This window comes from Streptomyces sp. NPDC058289, assembly GCF_042880975.1.
GTDB classification, from domain to species: Bacteria; Actinomycetota; Actinomycetes; order Streptomycetales; family Streptomycetaceae; genus Streptomyces; species Streptomyces stoeckheimensis.
Window position 1 is genome coordinate 41207 of sequence record NZ_JBHVYI010000039.1, and the last position, 20013, is coordinate 61219.

The following is a 20013-nucleotide window of genomic DNA, read 5'->3' on the forward strand; positions in this document are numbered from 1 at the left end:
CTGGAGGTGCCTGCGTCAAGTGACGCCGGGCCGGACAAGGCCGTGTGGTGCGACGTATGAGTTCCGTCGCACCACACGTGTCCCGCAAGTGTACTGACCGGCTGTCAGGTCGGATGCCGGACGCGGGTCCGAGCACATGTCCGATGTTCCGCCGGGGGTCCGGTCAGGCGCCTGTGTTCTCGCCCACGTCGAACTCGCTGACCGGCACGATCGCGTCGGTGGTCCGCTTCGACTTGCGCAGGCGGCCCTCCATCCAGGAGGCGAAGGTGGTGAGGGCGAAGTTCACCGCGATGTAGATCGCCGCGATCACGACCAGGGTCGGGATGGTGTTGCTGTAGTTCGCCGAGATCTGCCGGTACGTGGACAGCAGTTCGGCGAGGCCCAGCACGGCACCGCCGATCGCGGTGTCCTTGAGGACCACCACGAGCTGGCTGACCAGCGCCGGCAGCATCGCGGTCACCGCCTGCGGGAGCAGGACGTTGGTCATGACCTGGCCCTTGCGCATGCCGATCGCCTTCGCGGCGTCGGTCTGGCCCCTCGGCAGCGACTCGACGCCGGCCCGGACGATCTCGCCGATGACCGCGGAGTTGTACAGGACCAGACCGGTGATCACCGCGTACAGCGGCCTGATCTCGGAGTCGACGCCCGTGTACTGCACGTAGAAGGCGGAGCCGAAGAGCATCAGCATCAGCACCGGGATGGCCCGGAAGAACTCGACCCAGGTGCCCACGGCGCTGCGTACCCACGCGTGGTCGGAGAGTCGGCCGATGCCGAGCAGGGCGCCGAGCGGCAGGGCGATCACCATGGCGATGGCGCCGGCCCGCAGGGTCTCGCCGAGTCCCGGGAGCAGGAAGGTCGTCCACACCTGGCCTTCGGCGAAGGGGCTCCACTTGTCGGCGTCGAGCTGGTTCTTGTCCGCCAGGGAGGACAGCACCCACCACACGAGGGCGGCGGCCGCCACGAGGAAGACGCCGCTGTAGATCCAGTTGCGGGCCTTGGCCCGGGGGCCGGGGGCGTCGTACAGCACCGAGGTCATCGCTTCACCGCCACGCGCTTGGCCACCCAGCCCAGGAGCAGGCCGGTGGGCAGGGTCAGAAGGACGAATCCGAGGGCGAAGACGCCGAAGACGGCGAAGAGGTCCTGCGGCTCGTTCTCGACCATCTCCTTCATCAGCAGCGCCGCCTCGGCCACACCGATCGCCGCCGCCACCGTGGTGTTCTTGGTGAGGGCGATCAGTACGTTGGCGAGCGGTGCGACGACCGCGCGGAAGGCCTGGGGGAGCACGATCAGGGTGAGCGTCTGGACGAAGCTCATGCCCAGGGCGCGGGAGGCCTCGGCCTGGCCGACCGGGACCGTGTTGATGCCCGAGCGGATCGCCTCGCAGACGAAGGTGCCGGTGTAGGCGATGAACCCGAGGACCGCGAGCCGGAAACCGATGTCCTTGAAGGTGCCGCCGCCGAGCGTGACGCCGAGGGTCTGGTTGAGGCCCAGCGAACAGCCGATGATCAGCACGGTCAGCGGGGTGTTGCGGACCACGTTGACGTACGCGGTGGCGAAGCCCCGCATCAGCGGGACCGGGCTGACCCGCATCCCGGCCAGGACGGTGCCCCAGATCAGGGACCCGACGGCCGAGTAGAGGGTGAGCTGAACCGTCACCCAGAAGGCTCCGAGCACGTCGTACTGCCCGGAATCAAGAAAATCGAACACGATGGCCTGCGCTCTCCCCAGGATGGCCAGGTTGGCCGGTGGGTCACGGCGCCGCCCGCGGCAGGCGGGCGGCGACGCTCCTCACCGATGGATCGGCCGGCGGACCGGCCGCCGGGTCAGCTGCCTTCGGTGACCGCGGGGGCCGGCTCGGCCTTGTAGCCGGACGGGCCGAAGTTCTTCTCGATGGCCGCTGCCCAGGCACCGTCAGCCTCCATCTTCTTGATGGCGGCGTTGACCTTGGTCTGAAGCTCCTTGTCGCCCTTCTTCAGACCGATGCCGTAGTTCTCGTTGCTCAGGCTCAGCCCGACCAGCTTGAACTTGCCCTTGTTCTTGTCCTGCGCCGCGTAGCCCGCGAGGATCGAGTTGTCCGTGGTCAGGGCGTCAACGGCCTTGTTCTCCAGGCCGGTCAGGCACTCGGAGTAGCCACCCAGCTGCTGCAGGTCGGCCTCGGGGGCCAGCTTGGTCTTGACGTTCTGCGCCGACGTGGAGCCGGTGACCGAGCAGAGCTTCTTCTTGTTCAGGTCCTCGGCCTTGGTGATCGAGGTGTCGTCGGCGCGGACCAGCAGGTCCTGGTGCGCGAGGAAGTACGGGCCGGCGAAGTCGACCCGCTCCTTGCGCTTGTCGTTGATCGAGTAGCTCGCCACGACCAGCTTCACGTCACCGTTGGAGATCAGGTTCTCGCGCTCGGCGCTGACGGCCTGCTTGAACTCGATCTGGTCCGGCGCGTAGCCGAGCTCCTTGGCCACGTACGTCGCCACGTCCACGTCGAAGCCCGTGAACTTGCCGTCGGGGGCCTTGAGGCCCACACCCGGCTGGTCGAACTTGATGCCGATGACGATCTTGTCCTTCTTGGTCCCGCCCGACGCGCCGGCGTCGCTGCCGGTCTTGTCGCTGTCGCCGCCACAGGCGGTCGCGGTCAGGGCGAGAGCAACGGCGATGGCGGCGGCCGCGCCGACCTTGGAGAGCTTCATGGTGGACTTCCCTCGAAGTGAGACGTGAGACAGCAGTGAAGTGAGACGTGCGTGCTGGACGACGATCCGTCACCGGATCACTACCAGATACGAAGGTCAGTGGTGCAGGATCTTCGAGAGGAAGTCCTTGGCGCGGTCGCTCCGCGGGTTGCTGAAGAACTGCTCGGGCGTGGCCTCTTCGACGATCTTCCCATCGGCCATGAAGACCACCCGGTTGGCGGCGGAGCGGGCGAAGCCCATCTCGTGCGTGACGACGACCATGGTCATCCCCTCCCGGGCGAGCTGCTGCATGACTTCCAGCACCTCGTTGATCATCTCCGGGTCGAGGGCCGAGGTCGGCTCGTCGAAGAGCATCACCTTCGGGTCCATCGCCAGGGCGCGGGCGATCGCCACGCGCTGCTGCTGGCCGCCCGAGAGCTGAGCCGGGTACTTGTCGGCCTGCGAGCCGACACCCACCCGGTCGAGGAGGGACTTGGCCTTCTCCAGCGCCGCCGCCTGGTCCGCCTTGCGGACCTTGAGCTGGCCCAGCATCACGTTCTGCAGCACCGTCTTGTGCGCGAAGAGGTTGAACGACTGGAAGACCATGCCCACATCGGCACGCAGCTTCGCCAGCGCCTTGCCCTCCGACGGCAGTTGCTTGCCGTCGAGCGTGATGCTGCCCGAATCGATCGTCTCCAGGCGGTTGATGGTCCGGCACAGCGTGGACTTGCCCGACCCCGAAGGGCCGATCACCACGACGACCTCACCGCGAGCAATGCTCAGATCGATGTCCTGAAGCACGTGCAGCGCGCCGAAGTGCTTGTTTACGTTGCTCAGCACGACCAGGTCGTCCGCGGCACCGGCCGCGTCCTGCACGTCCTTGGTCACTGATACTCCGCTCATCGGCTTGTGGCTCCGTCCTCCTCGGTTGGGAGGACAGTAGTGACGTGGCGCGCACACCGTCATCACATCTGAGGGAGAATTGAGCATAACGATCCGGCCTCGCGCCGATACGCTCCGTACGCGAAGGTGCTCGGCACCGGCTGTGGCCGTACCGGGTGCGTAACGGAACCCCCGACTGGCCGGAACCGTCTTGACGTGGGAGTCCGCATCGGCGTGGATGCTTGGTGGCCCATGATGTCCGCCATGCGAACGCGAAGAGATCAAGAGATGGAGAGGGGGACGACATGAGACTGCTGCTCGTCGAGGACGATGACCACGTCGCCGCCGCCCTGTCCGCGATCCTCGCCCGGCACGGCTTCAAGGTCACCCACGCCCGCAGCGGTGAGGAGGCCCTGCAGGCCCTGCTGTCGGCGGGCGCACCGCCCCAGGCCTCTCCCTACGGGGTGATCCTGCTCGACCTCGGCCTGCCCGACCAGGACGGCTACGAGGTGTGCGGCAAGATCCGCAAGCGCACCAGCACGCCCGTCATCATGGTCACCGCGCGGGCCGACGTGCGCTCCCGCATCCACGGGCTCAACATGGGCGCCGACGACTACGTCACCAAGCCCTACGACACCGGCGAACTCCTCGCCCGCATCCACGCGGTGGCCCGCCGTACCGGCTCCTCCGAGGAGAGCGCCGCCGGCCCCGCGGGCACGCCCGGCGTGGTCCGGCTCGGGACCGTCGGCATCGAGCTCTCCACCCGCCGGGTCAGCGTGGACGGCGTCGACGTGGCGCTGACCCGCAAGGAGTTCGACCTGCTGGCGCTGCTCGCGCAGCGCCCCGGCGTCGTCTTCCGCCGCGAGCAGATCATCAGCGAGGTGTGGCGCACCAGTTGGGAAGGCACCGGCCGGACCCTCGAGGTGCACGTGGCCTCGCTGCGGTCCAAGCTGCGCATGCCGGCGCTCATCGAGACCGTCCGCGGTGTCGGGTACCGGCTCGTCGTACCGCCCGCCCCGGCGGCCCCGGTCCCGCCCGCCGCCTCCGCCCCGCCCGCCGTCTAACGGCCACCCGTCGTGCGCGCCCGTCTGCTCCCGCTGCTCGTCGTCCTGATGGCGGGCGTCCTGATCGCCTTCGGCTTCCCGCTCGCGGTGGCCCTCGCGGCCGGGCAGCAGCAGCGGGTGGTCGTCGACCGGATCGACGACAGCGCCCGCTTCGCCGCGCTCGCCCAGTTCGTCATCGACGCCGAGGGCTCGAAGTCCAGCGGAGCCGGCGAACGCCGCGAAACCCTCCAGCACGAACTGGCCCGCTACCAGGAGCTGTACGGGATCCGCGTCGGCATCTTCCGCCGGGACGACAACGCCATCGCCCGGTCCCCCAGCTGGTGGGAGCTGCCGGGGGAGGGGGAGGGCCGCAAGGCGTTCAGAGAGGCGCTCGCCGGACGGCGCAGCCACGACCCCGGCCAGGTGTGGCCCTGGCAGACCAACGGCAAACTCATCGTCGCCTCCCCGGTCGTCCTCGACGGGGACGTGGTCGCCGTGGTCGCCACCGAGTCGCCCACCGGCCAGATGCGCGCCCGGATCCTGCAGGGCTGGCTGGTGATCGCCGCCGGACTAGGCGCGGCCATGCTCGTGGCCTTCGGCGCCGCCCTGCGGCTGACCAGCTGGGTGCTCAAGCCCGTGCAGACCCTGGACGCCGCCGCCCACGGCATCGCCACCGGGCGGATGAACTCCCGTGTCGCGGCGGGCGGCGGCCCCCCGGAACTCAGACGCCTGGCCCGCTCGTTCAACGAGATGGCCGACAACGTCGAAGAGGTGCTGGAACAGCAGCGGGCCTTCGTCGCCGACGCCTCCCACCAGCTGCGCAACCCGCTCGCCGCCCTGCTCCTGCGGATCGAGCTGCTCGCCCTCGAACTGCCCGAGGGCAACGAGGAGATCGCCTCCGTACGGACCGAGGGAAAGCGCCTGACCCAGGTCCTGGACGACCTGCTCGACCTGGCCCTGGCCGAGCACGCCACCGCCGAGATCAGCCTGGTGGACATCGCGGGGCTGGCAGCCGAGCGGGTGACCGCCTGGCGCCCGTTCGCCGAGGAGAAGGGCGTCCGGCTCACCGGGACGGGGCGCAGCGCCGCCACCGGCTGGGCCGACCCGATCGCGCTCTCCAGCGCGCTCGACGCCGTCATCGACAACGCCCTCAAGTTCACTCCGGAGGGTGAGGACGTCGAAGTGGCGCTCTCCGTGGAGGGCGACCGGGTGCTGATCGTGGTCGCCGACCGGGGCCCCGGGCTCACCGAGGAGGAGCTGCTGCGGATCGGGGACCGGTTCTGGCGCAGCGGACGCCACCAGAACATCAAGGGCTCCGGGCTCGGCCTCTCCATCGCCCGCATCCTGCTCGGCGCGGGCGGCGGGTCCCTCTCCTACGAGAAGAACCCGCCGCACGGGCTGCGCGTGACGGTGGCCGTCCCGCGCACCGATCCCGCCGCCGGCCCCGACTGAACTTGCGGGTCACCAGTGCGAACGGGCCGAGCTGTGGGTGAGGCGGAAGAGGCGCCGCTCAGGCCCAGGTGAGAGTGGTACGGGCGGGGGCGGAGACGGCGTACAGCTCGTCCACGGCCCGGATGTCGAAGACGGCCGCCTTCTCCCGGCCGGCGCGCTCGACGGCCGGCACGTGGAGGGCGGTGCCACAGCTGCCGCCGAGGAAGCGGCGGGTGCCGTCCGGCAGGACGCGGGACACCTCGTAATGGCGGACGGGCCCGGCGGAACGCTGCCAGGTCAGTCGCAGGGCGGCCTTGCCGGACTGTTGGGAGGAAGTGGACACGGCCGGGGTGCCCGGAGTCGCCGGGCGGGGCCGCGCGGCGGCCTCGCGTACCGTCAGTGCGCCGAGTCGCCAGCGCACCGGCTCCTTCCCGCGTCGGGTGATCCGTACGGCCAGACCGTGGGCGGTCCCGCCCGCCAGGTCCGACAGCCGGACCCTGGTCGTGCGCCAGCCCTGACCGGTCCCGAGGGTCTTCGCCTTCAGCCAGGTGTACGGGACCTCCTGCCCGGCGCCGGACGGCTCACGGGTGGCCACGCCGAGCTCGACCGTCACCGGGCCCGACTCCGTGGAGTGCACCAGCTCGGCGACGGTGGAGCGGGTCAGGGGCAGCCGGGTGGCGTGCAGTCCCACGGAGACCGGGGCGGTGAGCCCGCCGGCGACGAGCAGGCTGGAACCGCCGCGCCAGGCCCGGGCGAAGTCGAGGGTGACCTCGGGGCGGGTTCCGGTGGTGTGCACGGCCCAACGGCGGCCCGGGAGCCGGTCCTGGAGGCCGAGGTGGTTCCATCCGGTGTCGGAGACGGGCTCGCCGTCCTCGTACCAGCATTCCCCGTGCCCGGTGTTGAAGGAGCAGGCGAAGGGCAGCGCGGTCACGGTGGACCGGTCGGCGACGACGGTGGCGGGGGCGCGCCAGGTGTCCTCGGGGGAGGGGTGGGCGGGGTCCAGGGACTCGCCCGTCCAGAACCGGTCGTCGGCGCGGTGGAAGGCGCCGGGGGAGCGGTCGGCGAGGTGGTTGCGGGTCCACTCGGGCCGGTAGAAACCGTAGGAGACGACGTGGTCGCTCCCGCGCGGGACGATGGCGTCCCAGTCCACCGTCGAGTTCCAGCCGTGGGACTCCATGTCCACGGCCGCCCACAGCTCGTGGCGGCTGCGGCCGAGCCGGTCGGCGAGGGCGCCGGAGGCGGCCAGCTTCGCCCGGGTCCAGCGGAAGTCCACGAACATCGTGTCCGCGACCTTGCCCCTGCGGTCCTCGTAGAACTCCTGGTTGAGCTCGTTCAGCGCGCCCTGCCAGCCGACCTTCCCGGTGGAGTTCATCGCGTCGTACCAGGTGATGCTCAGGCCGTGCGGTTCACCGGCGGCGCGCAGGGCGCGCAGGAACCGCTGCATCCGGGCCGCGAGTTCGCTGTCGCCGCCCTCGGTCTCGGCGTTGACGAACCAGCCGTCGAACCCGTACGCCCGCGCCACCTCCACCAGCTTCTCGGCGACCGGGAACCGGCCGAGGGAGTCCTGCCGGACCAGGTCGCGGGTCCACTGGAGGTCGCCGCCGTAGGGCACGGGCGGCAGGAACACGTTGCCCAGCACCCGGACGCCGTTGCGGTGCGCGGCGTCGGTGACGGGCGCGTTCGGGGCGAGCACGATGCCCTCGCCGGAGGAGCCGCCCCAGAAGACGAGCTCGTCGATGTACGCCCAGTGGGTGAGGGCGTAGTAGTCGGCGGTGGGCGACCCCTGGGCCGGATTGCCCGCCGTGTTCCCGAAGGAGACGAGCGAGGCGATACGAGCCTGGCCGGCGCGGGCCGTGGTGTTCGGCGGCACCGGGGTGAAGCGGGGCGCCAGCGGAACGGTGGCGGTGTTGTAGGCCAGATCGGGGTCGGACTCCGGGGTCCACCGCATCAGGGAGCGCCAGGTGATCCCGGGACCCGGGGTCCCCGCGGGCAGCGAGTCGGGGAACCAGTACGAGGCGTACGGGGCGAGTCCGGCCGGGAGTTCGGCGGTTGCGGGGCCGGTGCCCGGGGCGGGGGCCGGGGGCGGGGCCGTTGGGGCTGCCGTCGCGGGGGCGGCCGTTCCGCAGAGCAGGGTGGCGGCGCCCGCCCCGGCTCCGGCGAGCAGCATCCCGCGCCGGGTCGGGCGTATGGAGGCGGTGCGGGGGGCGGGCCGGTGGTGGCCGGCCTGGTGCGGGTCGACCTGATGCGGGTCGGGCTGGTGGGCGGTGCGAGGGTCGACGCCGTTGTCGATCTCGGACATGAGGGGTTCTCCTCCGTAGCGGCCGGTGGGGGCCGGGTCGGGGCCCGTGGGGCGGGGCCGGGTCGGGGCCGGGGGTCGGGGCCGGGTCGGATTCGGCCCGGCTCGGCCGGGCCCGCTCGGGCCGGTCAGTTCCCGGTGGGGACGTCGGACACGTGCAGTACCTCGGTGATGCCGCGGGCGGCCAGGTGCTCCGCGTCCTCGGCCAGCTCCGCCAGGACCACGGCCGGGCGGACCCCCTGGGCGGTGAGCGCCGCCCAGGCCTCGAAGAACGCCCCGCCGGGTGCGCACACCGAGCGGTTCGGCGCGGACTCGGCGCCGCCGACGTCCACGGCGAGCGCGGTCGACCGCACCGCCGGGCGGTGCTCGCGGCCCCGCCACTCCTCGGTGATCCCGGCGATCACCTCGCCGGCGGGCTTGGTCCGGCGGTCGTTGGTGAGCAGGCCCAGTCCGTACTCCAGCTCGGGGAAGTCCGCGAGCTCCCGGGACACGTCGTGCGAGCACCACCAGGTCACGCCCCACAGGCCGGGGCAGTCCAGGGCGTTCGCCACGGTCGCCTCGGTGAAGGAGGCCGCGTGCTCGGGCTGGATCAGCGGCGCGGGCGCGCCCACCTCCTGGAGCCAGACCGGGCGGTGCGGATCGCGGGCCCAGGCCTTGGAGAGCTCGATCAGGTACGCGGCGTGGTGCTCGGTCGCCGTCCCGGTCCGGCCGTGGCGCTGGGCGGTGCCGTTGAACACCCAGGAGTGCACGGCGGTCGCGGCGCCGAGACGGGCCGCCTGGGCCACCGTGAAGGGGTGGCCGTCCTGGTACCAGGCGGCGTCGTACTCCGCGTGCAGGTGCATGCGGCCCGGCGCGCCCCGCTCGCAGGCGGCGAGCATCCGCTCCAGCCAGCGCCCTGCCTGCTCCTGGGTGATGCGGTCGGGGGAGGGGTGGGGATCGTCGGAGAACTGGTTGATCTCGTTGCCGACCGTCATGCCCAGGAAGTTCGGCCGGTCCGCGAGGGCGGCGGCCAGCGTGCGCAGGTACTCCTCCTGCCCGGCGACGACCTGCGGATCGCTGAAGATGTTGCGCCGGTGCCAGGTGCCGGTCCACGCGGGCAGGAAGTCGAAGCTCGACAGGTGCCCCTGGAGCCCGTCCACGTTGACGTCGAGCCCGCGGTCGGCTGCCGCGTCGGCGAGCGCGACGAGCTGCTCGACGGCGCGCGGCCGGATCAGCGTCCGGTTCGGCTGGAACACCGGCCACAGCGGGAAGACCCGTACGTGGTCCAGGCCGAGGTCGGCGATCGAGTCGAGGTCGGCTTCGACCTCGTCGAGGTCGAAGTCGAGCCAGTGGTGGAACCAGCCGCGCGTCGGCGTGTAGTTGGCGCCGAAACGCAGGGCGCGGGCGGGTGCGGGTGCGGGGGCCGGGGCCGGGGCGGGTGCGGAGGCGGCGTTGCCGTCGTGCATGAAGGGTCCTGGAGTTCAGGGGGGAATTCGCGGGATGCCCACAACCTGCCGCCTGCGCGAGGGAAAAGTCAACACCGACCTTATCTCCGGACGTCCCGACTTGGCGGGATGAAAGTCCTGTCCTCGCGGACGCTGGTACTTATGCGCTTCAGTCCCGTTGACAGAAGGGTTCCAGCCGCTCGAAGCTAAGCGCACTAATGCGGTTTAGTTCTTGTTGAGCGGTGTTGTCACACAAGGAAGTGTGCGGAAATGGACAGCGGAATTACCGTCACGGCGGTCACCACCCCGGCCCTCTTCGCCGGCCCGCCGGAAACCCCCTCCCAGGTCGTCCGGGTCCGCATCCGCAGGGCCCGCCCGGCCGGCCCGCTGCACGTGGCGGTGCACGGCGACGGCATCACCACCCCGCACCCCCGCCTCGTGCGGGCCGACACCGCCGAGGCCTACGCCGGTACCGACGCCCGCGCCGATCTGGCCGGGTCCGGCCCCCGGCCCGTCCCGGAGTCCACCGTCGAGGTCGCCGTCCGCACCCCTGACGCCGCCCCCGGGAGCGTCCTGCCCGCCACCGTCCGCGTCACCACCCCCGACGGGCGGCCGCTCGCCGAGCTGTCCTTCGACCTGGTCGTCGCCGAGCCCGGCTGGACCGTCCGGCTGGTCCCGCACTTCCACTACGACCCCATGTGGTGGAACACCCAGGCCGCCTACACCGCCCTCTGGGACGCCCCGCCGAAACCCGGCGAGGCCGAGCGCGGCTGGGAGTACACCGGCGTCCCGGCCTTCACCCTGATCCCGCTCCACCTCCAGCAGGCCCGCGAGGACCCGGCCTACCGCTTCGTGCTCTCCGAGGTCGACTACCTCAAGCCCTACTGGGACACCCACCCCGCCGAACGCGCCGAGCTGTGCGCGCTGATCGCCGAAGGCCGCGTGGAGATCGTCGGCGGCACCTACAACGAGCCCTCCACCAACCTCACCTCCGCCGAGACCACCATCCGCTCCGTCGTCCACGGCCTCGCCCTGCACCGCGGGACCCTCGGCGCCGACCCGCGAACCGCCTGGCAGCTCGACGTCTTCGGCCACGACCCCTCCTTCCCCGCCCTGATGGCCGGCGCAGGGCTCGACTCCGCCGTCCTCGCCCGCGGCCCCCACCACCAGTGGGGACCGATGATGGACACCTGGGGCGACGAGCTGCGCCCGCCCGCCGCCATGCAGCTGCCCGCCGAGTACGAGTGGATCGCCCCCGGCGGGGAGGGCCTGCTCCTGCACTACCTGCCCGCGCACTACTCCGCCGGCTGGTTCTCCCACCAGGCGCCGGACGCCGAGGCCGCCGCCGAACAGCTGCTGGACCTGTACGAGCTGCTGTGCACCGCCGCCGCGACGAAGAACGTCCTGATTCCGATGGGCACCGACTTCTCCTGGCCGCACCGCTGGGGCCTCGACGTGCAGCACGCCTGGAACCGCCGCTACTGCTGGCCCCGGATGGAACACACCGGCCCGCGCGCCCACTTCGACGCCGTCCGCGCCGAGCTCGCCGCGCGCGGCCGGCAACCGCTACCGGTCACCCGGGAGATGGGGCCGGTCTACACCGGCAAGGACGTCACCTACGCCGACGTGAAGCAGGCGCACCGGGCAGCCGAGAACCTCCTCGAACAGGCCGAGACCTTCGCCGCCCTCGCCGGCGCCGAAGGCCTGACCGCCTACCCCGCGCAGACCCTGTCCAAGGCCTGGCGCCACCTGTTGCACGCCGCCCACCACGACGCCGTCACCGGGACCTTCTCCGACCAGGTGTACCTCGACCTGCTCCCCACCTGGCGCGAGGCCTGCGAACTGGCCGAAGGCGTACGGGAGGAGGCGCTCGCCGCCCTCACCGCGGCGGCCGACACCCGTGGTCCCGGGCCGCTCGCCGTCACCGTGCACAACCCGGTCTCGTGGACCCGTACCGACTTGGTCCGCACCCGCGTCGAACTGGCGGCGCTCGGCCTCGCCGAGGACCGCGCCGACCTGCTCACCGTCCTGGACGGGGCGGGCCGCGGAGCGCCCGTGCACGTCGAGGCCGTGGCCGACGGGACCGCCGAACTGGCCTTCCTCGCCGAGGACGTGCCCTCGCTCGGCCACCGCACCTGGTGGCTCGCGGCATCGGAGCTGCCGCTCTCGGGCGGGTGGGAGCCCGCGCCCGGGCACACCGTGGAGAACGAGTTCCTGCGCGCCGAGGCCGATCCCGCGCGAGGCGGCGGCCTGGCCCGGCTGCTGGAGCGGCGCACGGGTCAGGAGATCCTCACCCCCGGCGAGGTGGACGAGCTCGTCGTGCAGGAGGAGTACGACAAGCACCCCTACTTCGAAGAGGGCCCCTGGCACCTGCTGCCCAAGGGCCCGGGCACCGGTTCGGGCGCCGAACCCGCCGAGTCCTGCCACGCGGAGCGCGGGCCGCTCGGTTCGCGCATCGTGGCCACCGGGCGGACCGGGCCCGTCCGCTGGACCCGGACCGCCACCCTGTGGAACGGCCTGGACCGGGCGGAACTCACCACGACGGTGCACGCGTTCGAAGGCTCCGACCAGTTGCTGCGGCTGCGGATCCCGGCGGACGTGCCCGGGGCGCTGCCGGTCGCCGAGACGGCCGCCTCCGCGGTGGGGCGCGGGTTCGCCTTCCCCGAGGCGGACACCGGGGCCGACCACACCCGGGCCCCCTGGACCCTGGACAGCCCCTGCCTGAACTGGTTCGCGCTGTCGGCGCCGATGACCGGGCCGGGCGGACGGGCCCTGGGTGCGGCGGAGATCGTCCTCCCGGACGCGGACACCCCTGCGGGCTTGCGCGAGCTGGTCACCGGCCTCGGCCGGTACGGGGTCACCGCGACCCCGACCCGGGCGGCCGGGCCGCGCTGGGGCGACCTCGCGGTGGACAGCAGCCTGCCCGACTTCCGCATCGCACTCGGCGGCCCCGAGGAGAACCCCTTCACGGCGGCACTGCTGGAGTCGACCGGTCCCGCCCACGAGAAGGCCCTACGAGAAGCCCTACGAGAACACGGGCAGGTCTGGGTGGCGGCCCGAGCGGGGCTGCGCTCGCTCTGGAGCCCCGGCTGCGATCTGACGGGCCTGCGGGACCTGCCGGTCCTGGTCCACGCCGGTCCCCCGGAGCAGCTCGCCCGGGCCGTCGCCGCGTCGGGCCGGATCGACGCCGTGGCTCCGGCGGGCGAAGAGGGCGCGGACGCGACGGCGTACCGGCACGAGGAGGCGTACCCGCACGAGACGGCATGCCCGCACGAGGATCCGTACGCCGACCGCACCGTCGGGATCCTGGTGCGCGGCACGCCCAGCTTCGCCGTCGACACCGCCGGGCGGCTGCACAGCACCCTGATGCGGTCCTGCACGGGCCGTCCGAGCGGGGAGTGGATGGATCCGCCGCGGCGCACCGCCCCCGACGGCAGCTCCTTCCAGCTCCAGCACTGGACCCACGTCTTCGAGCACGCGCTGGTCGCCGGCTCCGGGGACTGGCGGGCGGTGGACCTCGCGCGCCGCGGACGGGAGTTCAACAAACCGCTCACCGCCGTCACGGCCGCCCCCGCCGAGGGACCCCGTCCGCCCGCGCGCTCGCTGCTCGGGGTGGAGCCTTCCGACCGGGTGCTGATCGAGACGGTGAAGCGGGCCGAGGGCTCCGGCGACCGTGGCGACCTTGCCGTCCGGCTGCGCGAAACGCACGGCCGCCCGGTGATGGCGGAGACCCTGTGGCCGACGGATCCGGCCGCCGAGGCCGATCTGCTGGACCGCCCCACCGGCTTCTTCGAGGGGCAGGTCCAGGGCGCCGCGACGACCACGCTCCTGCTGCTCACGGAATCCGGCATGCCGCTGCGGGAGGGCGAACGGGAGGCGCACCAGCCGGTGTTCAGCCGGTACTGGCTGCACAACACCGGGACCGCGCCGCTCGGCGACGCCCCGTACACGGTGACGTGTGACGGGATCCCCGCCGGGGCCACGGTCACCCTCGCCGCCCACGGGCGGGCGGACGGCGGCCCGGTCGGGTTGGAGGTCCGGGCCCCGGAGGGCTGGACCACCTCCTGGACCCGGCAGTGGACCGAGCTCCCGGCCGGCGGTCACGTCTCCTTCCCGCTCACCGTGGAGCCCGCCGCCGGAGCGGAACCCGGCGAACACCTGGTCCGGATCCTGGCCACCACCCCGGCGGGCACCTTCGAGGACGTACTCGCCGTCACCGTCCCCGGCGGCCCGGCCGGGATGCCGGCCGGGCTGTGGGTGGCCGCGCCGGAACCCGCCGTCACCGTCGCCCCCGGCGGGCGGGCCCTCGTACGGGCGCGCATCGGCTCCACCGGCATCCGCACCCCCCTGACGGGGCAGGCGTACGCCGTCTCCCCGTTCGGCACCTGGGAGCTGACGGCCCCCGCCGTCCTGCCCGTCGAGGTCCCGGCGGACGGCGAGGCCCAGGCCGTCTTCGAGGTGCGGCCGCCGCTCGGCGCCCCCGCCGGGGAGTACTGGATCGTGGTCAAGGCGGTCTGTCAGGGCAGGATCGCGTACGGTCCGGCCATTGCCGTCCACGTCAGCGAGGGATGAGACAGGCCATGGCCCGCAGACCCACCATCAAGGACATCGCCCGCCAGGCCGGGGTGTCGGAGAGCGCCGTCTCCTTCGCGCTCAACAACCGGCCCGGGGTCTCCGAGGACACCCGCGCCCGCATCCGGCGGGTCGCCGAGGAGCTCGGCTGGCAGCCCAACAGCGCCGCCCGCGCCCTCTCCGGGGAACGGTCCGGCGCCGTGGGCCTGGTCCTCGCCCGGCCCGCGCACACGCTCGGCGTCGAGTCCTTCTTCCTCCAGCTCGTCTCCGGCATCCAGGAGGTGCTGGCCGCAGGCCGGATCGCCCTGCTCTTCCAGGTGGTCGAGGACCTCGACGCCGAATGCGCCGTCTACCGCCGCTGGTGGGCCGAGCGGCGCGTCGACGGGGTCGTCGTCGTGGACCCGAGGATCGACGACCCGCGCCCGGCCCTGCTCGAACAGCTCGCGCTGCCGGCCGTCACGGTGGGGGAGACGGGACCGGCCTCCGCTTCTCCCGACCCCGCCGCCCCCGACTCGGCTGCCCCCGACTCCGCTGCCCCCGCCGCCCCCGACTCCGCCGCCCTGTCCGCCGTCCGGGCCGACGACGCCGGCGCCATGGCTCAGGTGCTCGACCACCTGTACGGGCTCGGCCACCGCCGGATCGCGCACGTCGCGGGAATGCCCGGGCTCGCCCACACCGAGCGCCGGATCGCCTCGCTGCGCGCCGAAGCCCGGCGGCTGGGCCTCGGGCCCGGACAGGTGCGCTCGGTCACCACCGACTACTCCGATGCCGAGGGGGCGGAGGCCACCCGGCGGATCCTCGCCGAGCCGGAGCCGCCGACCGCGATCGTCTACGACAACGACGTCATGGCCGTGGCCGGTGTGGCCGTCGCCTCCGAGCTGGGCATCCCGGTCCCGGGCGGGCTTTCCGTCGTCGCCTGGGACGACTCCGCGCTCTGCCGGGTCACCCGGCCCCGGCTCACGGCCCTGGTCCGCGATACCGCCGGCTTCGGCCGGCTCGCCGCAGAAGAGCTCCTCGCCCTCCTCGCGGGGGGCAGGCCGAGGTCCCGCGAGAGCGAGCTGCCCAGGCTGGAGCCCCGCGAGAGTACGGCGCCGCCGCCGGCCGCATACTGAAACCGACCCCTTCCTGGAGCGCCACCGTGACCACTCCCACCCCCACCTCCGCATTCCCCGCCCCCCGCGCCGGTGCGCCGGCCGACTCCGGCCCGACGGTCGCGATCGACATCGGCGGTACGAAGGTCGCCGGAGCGCTGGTGGACTCCGACGGGGCGATGACGGCCACCACCCGCCGGCCCACCCCGCGCGGCACCGACGGGGACACCGTGTTCGCCGCCGTCGCGGAGGTCGTCGCCGAGCTCGCGCAGTCCCCGCTGTGGGCATCGGCCGTCCGGTGCGGGATCGGCAGCGCGGGCCCGGTGGACACCGCGCGCGGCACGGTCAGCCCGGTCAACATCGGCGCCTGGCGGGGCTTCCCCGTCCAGGCCCGGGTGGAGGCCGAGCTTGCGCGGCACGGGCTGCGGATCCCCACGGTGCTGGCCGGTGACGGGGTGGCGATGACCGCCGCCGAGCACTGGCTGGGCGCGGCCCGCGGGCACGCCAACGCGCTCTGCATGGTGGTCTCCACGGGCGTCGGCGGCGGACTCGTCCTGAACAACCAGCTGCACCCCGGCCCCACCGGGAACGCGGGTCACATCGGCCACATCAGCGTCGCCTTCGACGGGGAGCCCTGCGCCTGCGGAGGCCGCGGCTGCGTGGAGTCCCTCGCCTCCGGCACCGCCATCGCGGCCTGGGCCCTGGCCCAGGGCTGGGTGCCGGCCGGGGACGCCACCGCTGCCGGGGTGGCCGCCGCCGCTGCCGCGGGCGATCCCGTCGCCCTGGCCGCCTTCGACCGCGCGGGCCGGGCGCTGGCCGCCGCCATCGCGGCCACCGCCACCCTCGTCGAGACCGACATCGCCGTCATCGGAGGCGGCGTCGCCGCCTGCGGAGACACCCTCTTCGGGCCGGTCCGCGCGCACCTGGCCTCGTACGCGACCCTGTCCTTCGTCAAGGACCTCCAGGTCGTCCCGGCGATGCTGGGCACCCACGCGGGCCTGATCGGGGCCGCCGCCGCGGCGACGATGCTGCTGCGGTCGTGATGCTGTGCAGTCGGTGGGTCAGGGCTTGACGGAGCGGTAGTAGCGGGCCGCGCCCTCGTGCAGTTGCAGGGGATCCGTATAGATCGCCGTCCGCAGGTCCACGAGCTGGGCCGCGTGCACCTGCCTCCCGATGCGGTCGCGGCTGTCGATCACCGTGCGCGTGAACTGCTCCGTCAGCTCGGCGCCCGCGTCCTCCCGGGTCACCAGCAGGTTCGGCACCGCGACGGTGGACACCGCCGAGTTGCTGCGGGCGCGGTCGTAGGCGTCCTGGGGCATCACCGCAGCCCGGTAGTACCGCGCGGGGCTGCCGCTGGCCTGGAGCGCCTCCACCAGGTCGCCGAGCTGCACGAGCCGGATCTCGAACCGCTCCGAGAGCTCCCGTACGGCGGTGGTGGGCAGCCCGCCCGACCAGAAGAAGGCGTCGATCCGGCCGGCCTCCAGCTCCGCCGGCACCTTGTCGATGCCGATGGCCACCGGCGTGATGTCGCGCACGGGGTCCAGCCCCGCCGCCGAGAGCATCCGCTCCGAGATCAGCCGCACCCCCGAGCCGTCCTGGCCGACCGCGACCCGCTTGCCCCGCAGGTCCCGGGTGGACTGGACGGGCGAACCGGCGGGCACCACGAGCTGGACGTAATCGTCGTAGAGGCGGGCCAGACCGCGCAGCCGCTCCGCCCCGGGCTTCCGGTCGACCTGGTACTTGGCCACCGCGTCGGCCGTCGCCACCGTGAAGTCGGCCTCACCCGCGGCCACCCGCTGCAGGTTCTGCTGCGAGCCCTCGCTGGTCTTCAGATGGACCCGCAACCCGGGCACGCCCTCGGCGAGCGCCTGCTCCAGCAGCAGGCCGTAGCGGTGGTACACCCCGTTCTGGACGCCGGTGCTGAGGGTGATCCCGCCCGTGAGCTCCGGCCGGCCGAAGGGCCGCAGCCACCAGACGAGGGCGCAGAGCACCGCCAGTACGGCCACCAGGGCCCGCAGGGCACGGCGCCTGCTGATCCGGGGCGGTACGAGAGGCATGGCCGCGATCCTGCCACCGACCGGCCGTCCTGTCACGGCCCGCCCGGCCCTCCGGACCCGCTCCGGCCCGGGCCGCCACGCCCGACCCGTACCCTTGCTGGGTGAGTACCGAGAGCGGCGAGGCGACTGTTGTGAAAACGTACGAGGTCCGGACGTACGGCTGTCAGATGAACGTGCACGACTCCGAGCGGCTGTCCGGCCTGCTGGAGGACGCCGGGTACGTCCGCGCGCCCCAGGGCTCCGACGGCGACGCCGACGTCGTCGTGTTCAACACCTGCGCCGTCCGCGAGAACGCCGACAACAAGCTGTACGGCAACCTCGGCCGGCTCGCGCCGATGAAGACCAAGCGCCCCGGCATGCAGATCGCCGTCGGCGGCTGCCTCGCGCAGAAGGACCGCGACACGATCGTGGACCGCGCCCCCTGGGTCGACGTGGTCTTCGGCACGCACAACATCGGCAAGCTGCCCGTCCTGCTGGAGCGCGCGCGCATCCAGGAAGAGGCGCAGATCGAGATCGCCGAATCGCTGGAGGCCTTCCCCTCCACGCTCCCGACCCGGCGCGAGTCCGCGTACGCCGCCTGGGTCTCGATCTCCGTCGGATGCAACAACACCTGCACCTTCTGCATCGTCCCGGCGCTGCGCGGCAAGGAGGAGGACCGCCGTCCCGGCGACATCCTCGCCGAGGTCGAGGCACTCGTCTCCGAGGGCGTCTCCGAGATCACCCTGCTCGGCCAGAACGTCAACGCCTACGGCTCCGACCTGGGCGACCGCGAGGCCTTCTCCAAACTGCTGCGCGCCTGCGGCGCCATCGAGGGCCTGGAGCGGGTCCGCTTCACCTCCCCGCACCCGCGCGACTTCACCGACGACGTGATCGCGGCGATGGCCGAAACCCCCAACGTCATGCCGCAGCTGCACATGCCCATGCAGTCCGGATCGGACACGATCCTGAAGGCGATGCGCCGCTCGTACCGCCAGGAGCGCTTCCTCGGCATCATCGAGAAGGTCCGCGCCTCCATCCCGCACGCGGCGATCTCCACCGACATCATCGTGGGCTTCCCCGGTGAGACGGAGGAGGACTTCCAGCAGACCATGCACGCGGTGCGCGAGGCGCGCTTCGCGAACGCCTTCACCTTCCAGTACTCCAAGCGCCCCGGGACCCCGGCCGCCGACATGGAGGGGCAGATCCCCAAGGAGGTCGTCCAGGAGCGGTACATGCGCCTGGTCGCCCTCCAGGAGGAGATCTCCTGGGACGAGAACAAGAAGCAGGTCGGCCGGACCCTGGAGGTCATGGTCGCGGAGGGCGAGGGACGCAAGGACGGCGCCACGCACCGGCTGTCCGGGCGGGCCCCCGACAACCGCCTGGTCCACTTCACGAAGCCGGACGAAGAGGTCCGCCCGGGTGACGTGGTGACGGTCGAGATCACCTACGCGGCCCCCCACCACCTGCTGGCCGAGGGCCCGACCGGGGCGGTACGCCGTACCCGTGCGGGCGATGCCTGGGAGAAGCGCAACGCGGCTCCGGCGCAGCCGAAGGGCGTCCTCCTCGGCATCCCGACCCTGGGCGTCCCGGCCCCCCTCCCGGCGACGACGTCGGGCTGCGCCAGCCCCGCCTCCTCTTAACGCGCCGCTCGCACCGCTGCGCGGGCTCCCGCCAGGGCCGAGTGGCGCGAGGGACGCACGGAAAAGGCCGTGGCGGCTACGCTGCGGATCATGCTCGTAGCCGCCGCAGTCTGTCCCGCCCCGCCGATGCTCCTGCCGGAGCTCGCCACGGGGGCCGCCGCCGAACTCGGCGACGCCCGGACCGCGTGTTCCGACGCGCTGTCCGTGCTCGCCGCCTCCCGGCCCGATCTGCTCGTCGTCGTCGGAGCCTGCGACCCCGACCATCACGGCGCCTATCCCCAGGGAGCCCGCGGCACCTTCCGCGGATTCGGCGCCGGGGCCGACGTACGGCTGGGCGAGGGCGAGGAGGGGCCGCGGCTGCTGCCCACCCCGCTCGCCGTCGGCGCCTGGCTGCTCGGCCGGGCCGGCTGGGGAGCCACGCCCCTGGAGGGCTTCGGGGTCGCGGGCCCGCTGCACACCGAGGGCTGCCTGGAGGCCGGCCGGGAGCTTGCCGCGCGCGAGGACCGGGTCGCCCTGCTCGTCATGGGTGACGGCAGCGCCTGCCGGTCCCTCAAGGCCCCCGGCTACCTAGACGAACGCGCCGCCGCCTTCGACGCCGAGGCAGCCCGCGCGCTCGGCGCCGCCGACCTGTCCGCCCTCGCCGCCCTCGACGCGGAACTCGCCGCCGAACTCCAAGCGGCCGGACGGGCCCCCTGGCAGGTGCTCGCCGGCGCCGCCGAGGGCGCAGGGCTCGAGGGACGGCTGCTGTACGAGGACGCCCCGTACGGGGTCGGGTACTTCGTTGCCGCCTGGTCGTAGCGGCCGCAGGCGGGCCCGTACGGAGAGACGGAGAAGGGGCGCGGCACCGAGTGGGGGCGCGCCCCCTCCGCCCGAACGGGGCCCCGGGAAGGAGGGGGCGGCGGCGGCGGCCCGCCCGGTGGGGGCTGTTGGGCGGGGGTTGG

14 protein-coding genes are annotated in these 20013 nt (G+C 73.0%); 7 read left to right on the top strand and 7 right to left on the bottom strand.

Annotation, left to right across the window (positions count from 1 at the left end):
- Positions 1-163 precede the first annotated feature (163 nt).
- The 4 genes from ACFVX6_RS21135 to ACFVX6_RS21150 form a co-directional block, all read right to left on the bottom strand.
- Entirely contained in the window at positions 164-1036 is an 873-nt protein-coding gene (locus tag ACFVX6_RS21135) for an amino acid ABC transporter permease (RefSeq protein WP_389693574.1), read from the bottom strand.
- Positions 1033-1707, bottom strand: coding sequence for an amino acid ABC transporter permease (locus ACFVX6_RS21140; RefSeq protein ID WP_389693576.1), 675 nt, complete (start codon positions 1705-1707; stop codon positions 1033-1035). The genes ACFVX6_RS21135 and ACFVX6_RS21140 overlap by 4 nt, the downstream gene beginning before the upstream one ends.
- Positions 1708-1823: 116 nt before the next feature.
- A complete protein-coding gene (locus tag ACFVX6_RS21145) occupies positions 1824-2678 on the bottom strand; it encodes a glutamate ABC transporter substrate-binding protein (protein WP_389693578.1) in 855 nt (284 codons plus the stop codon).
- A 96-nt stretch (positions 2679-2774) separates the two neighbouring features.
- On the bottom strand, positions 2775-3560 hold the full coding sequence (locus ACFVX6_RS21150; RefSeq protein WP_389693580.1) for an amino acid ABC transporter ATP-binding protein: 786 nt from the start codon (positions 3558-3560) through the stop codon (positions 2775-2777).
- Positions 3561-3844: 284 nt separating this feature from the next.
- Between ACFVX6_RS21150 and ACFVX6_RS21155 the strand changes: the two genes are divergently transcribed.
- Together ACFVX6_RS21155 and ACFVX6_RS21160 are read left to right on the top strand one after the other, a co-directional pair.
- On the top strand, positions 3845-4603 hold the full coding sequence (locus tag ACFVX6_RS21155; protein WP_389693582.1) for a response regulator transcription factor: 759 nt from the start codon (positions 3845-3847) through the stop codon (positions 4601-4603).
- 12 nt (positions 4604-4615) lie between these two features.
- Positions 4616-6034 (top strand): ATP-binding protein, encoded by a 1419-nt coding sequence (locus ACFVX6_RS21160; RefSeq protein WP_389693584.1) that lies wholly within the window; start codon positions 4616-4618, stop codon positions 6032-6034.
- 58 nt (positions 6035-6092) lie between these two features.
- On the opposite strand, the gene ACFVX6_RS21165 is transcribed toward ACFVX6_RS21160, so the two are convergent.
- Both ACFVX6_RS21165 and ACFVX6_RS21170 read right to left on the bottom strand, forming a co-directional pair.
- Complete coding sequence (locus ACFVX6_RS21165) at positions 6093-8180, bottom strand: endo-beta-N-acetylglucosaminidase (RefSeq protein ID WP_389693618.1); 2088 nt, start codon at positions 8178-8180, stop codon at positions 6093-6095.
- A 257-nt stretch (positions 8181-8437) separates the two neighbouring features.
- Positions 8438-9754, bottom strand: a complete 1317-nt coding sequence (locus tag ACFVX6_RS21170; RefSeq protein WP_389693586.1) for a glycosyl hydrolase — start codon at positions 9752-9754, stop codon at positions 8438-8440.
- A 249-nt stretch (positions 9755-10003) separates the two neighbouring features.
- On the opposite strand from ACFVX6_RS21170, the gene ACFVX6_RS21175 reads away from it, so the two are divergent.
- The 3 genes from ACFVX6_RS21175 (at position 10004) to ACFVX6_RS21185 (ending at position 16439) form a co-directional block, all read left to right on the top strand.
- Positions 10004-14305 carry an NEW3 domain-containing protein gene (locus tag ACFVX6_RS21175; protein WP_389693588.1) on the top strand — a complete coding sequence of 1434 codons (4302 nt, stop codon included), beginning with the start codon at positions 10004-10006 and terminating at the stop codon, positions 14303-14305.
- A gap of 8 nt (positions 14306-14313) precedes the next feature.
- A complete protein-coding gene (locus ACFVX6_RS21180) occupies positions 14314-15417 on the top strand; it encodes a LacI family DNA-binding transcriptional regulator (RefSeq protein WP_389693590.1) in 1104 nt (367 codons plus the stop codon).
- A gap of 104 nt (positions 15418-15521) precedes the next feature.
- Complete coding sequence (locus ACFVX6_RS21185; protein ID WP_389693619.1) at positions 15522-16439, top strand: ROK family protein; 918 nt, start codon at positions 15522-15524, stop codon at positions 16437-16439.
- A gap of 18 nt (positions 16440-16457) precedes the next feature.
- On the opposite strand, the gene ACFVX6_RS21190 is transcribed toward ACFVX6_RS21185, so the two are convergent.
- Positions 16458-17453: a TAXI family TRAP transporter solute-binding subunit gene (locus ACFVX6_RS21190; protein WP_389693592.1), complete on the bottom strand. Its 996-nt coding sequence runs from the start codon at positions 17451-17453 to the stop codon at positions 16458-16460.
- Positions 17454-17554: 101 nt separating this feature from the next.
- Here ACFVX6_RS21190 and miaB point away from each other — a divergent pair, with 101 nt between their 5' ends.
- Positions 17555-19072 (top strand): tRNA (N6-isopentenyl adenosine(37)-C2)-methylthiotransferase MiaB, encoded by a 1518-nt coding sequence (gene miaB, locus ACFVX6_RS21195; protein ID WP_389693594.1) that lies wholly within the window; start codon positions 17555-17557, stop codon positions 19070-19072.
- Positions 19073-19162: 90 nt separating this feature from the next.
- Entirely contained in the window at positions 19163-19870 is a 708-nt protein-coding gene (locus ACFVX6_RS21200; protein ID WP_389693596.1) for a hypothetical protein, read from the top strand.
- Positions 19871-20013 lie beyond the last annotated feature (143 nt).

Coding starts and splice junctions, on each gene's coding strand:
- ACFVX6_RS21170 (WP_389693586.1), bottom strand. CDS start 9,754: ATGCACGACGGCAACGCCGCCTCCGCACCCGCCCCGGCCCCGGCCCCC.
- ACFVX6_RS21175 (WP_389693588.1), top strand. CDS start 10,004: ATGGACAGCGGAATTACCGTCACGGCGGTCACCACCCCGGCCCTCTTC.
- ACFVX6_RS21150 (WP_389693580.1), bottom strand. CDS start 3,560: ATGAGCGGAGTATCAGTGACCAAGGACGTGCAGGACGCGGCCGGTGCC.
- ACFVX6_RS21145 (WP_389693578.1), bottom strand. CDS start 2,678: ATGAAGCTCTCCAAGGTCGGCGCGGCCGCCGCCATCGCCGTTGCTCTC.
- ACFVX6_RS21135 (WP_389693574.1), bottom strand. CDS start 1,036: ATGACCTCGGTGCTGTACGACGCCCCCGGCCCCCGGGCCAAGGCCCGC.
- ACFVX6_RS21165 (WP_389693618.1), bottom strand. CDS start 8,180: ATGCTGCTCGCCGGAGCCGGGGCGGGCGCCGCCACCCTGCTCTGCGGA.
- ACFVX6_RS21200 (WP_389693596.1), top strand. CDS start 19,163: ATGCTCGTAGCCGCCGCAGTCTGTCCCGCCCCGCCGATGCTCCTGCCG.
- ACFVX6_RS21180 (WP_389693590.1), top strand. CDS start 14,314: ATGGCCCGCAGACCCACCATCAAGGACATCGCCCGCCAGGCCGGGGTG.
- ACFVX6_RS21155 (WP_389693582.1), top strand. CDS start 3,845: ATGAGACTGCTGCTCGTCGAGGACGATGACCACGTCGCCGCCGCCCTG.
- ACFVX6_RS21190 (WP_389693592.1), bottom strand. CDS start 17,453: ATGCCTCTCGTACCGCCCCGGATCAGCAGGCGCCGTGCCCTGCGGGCC.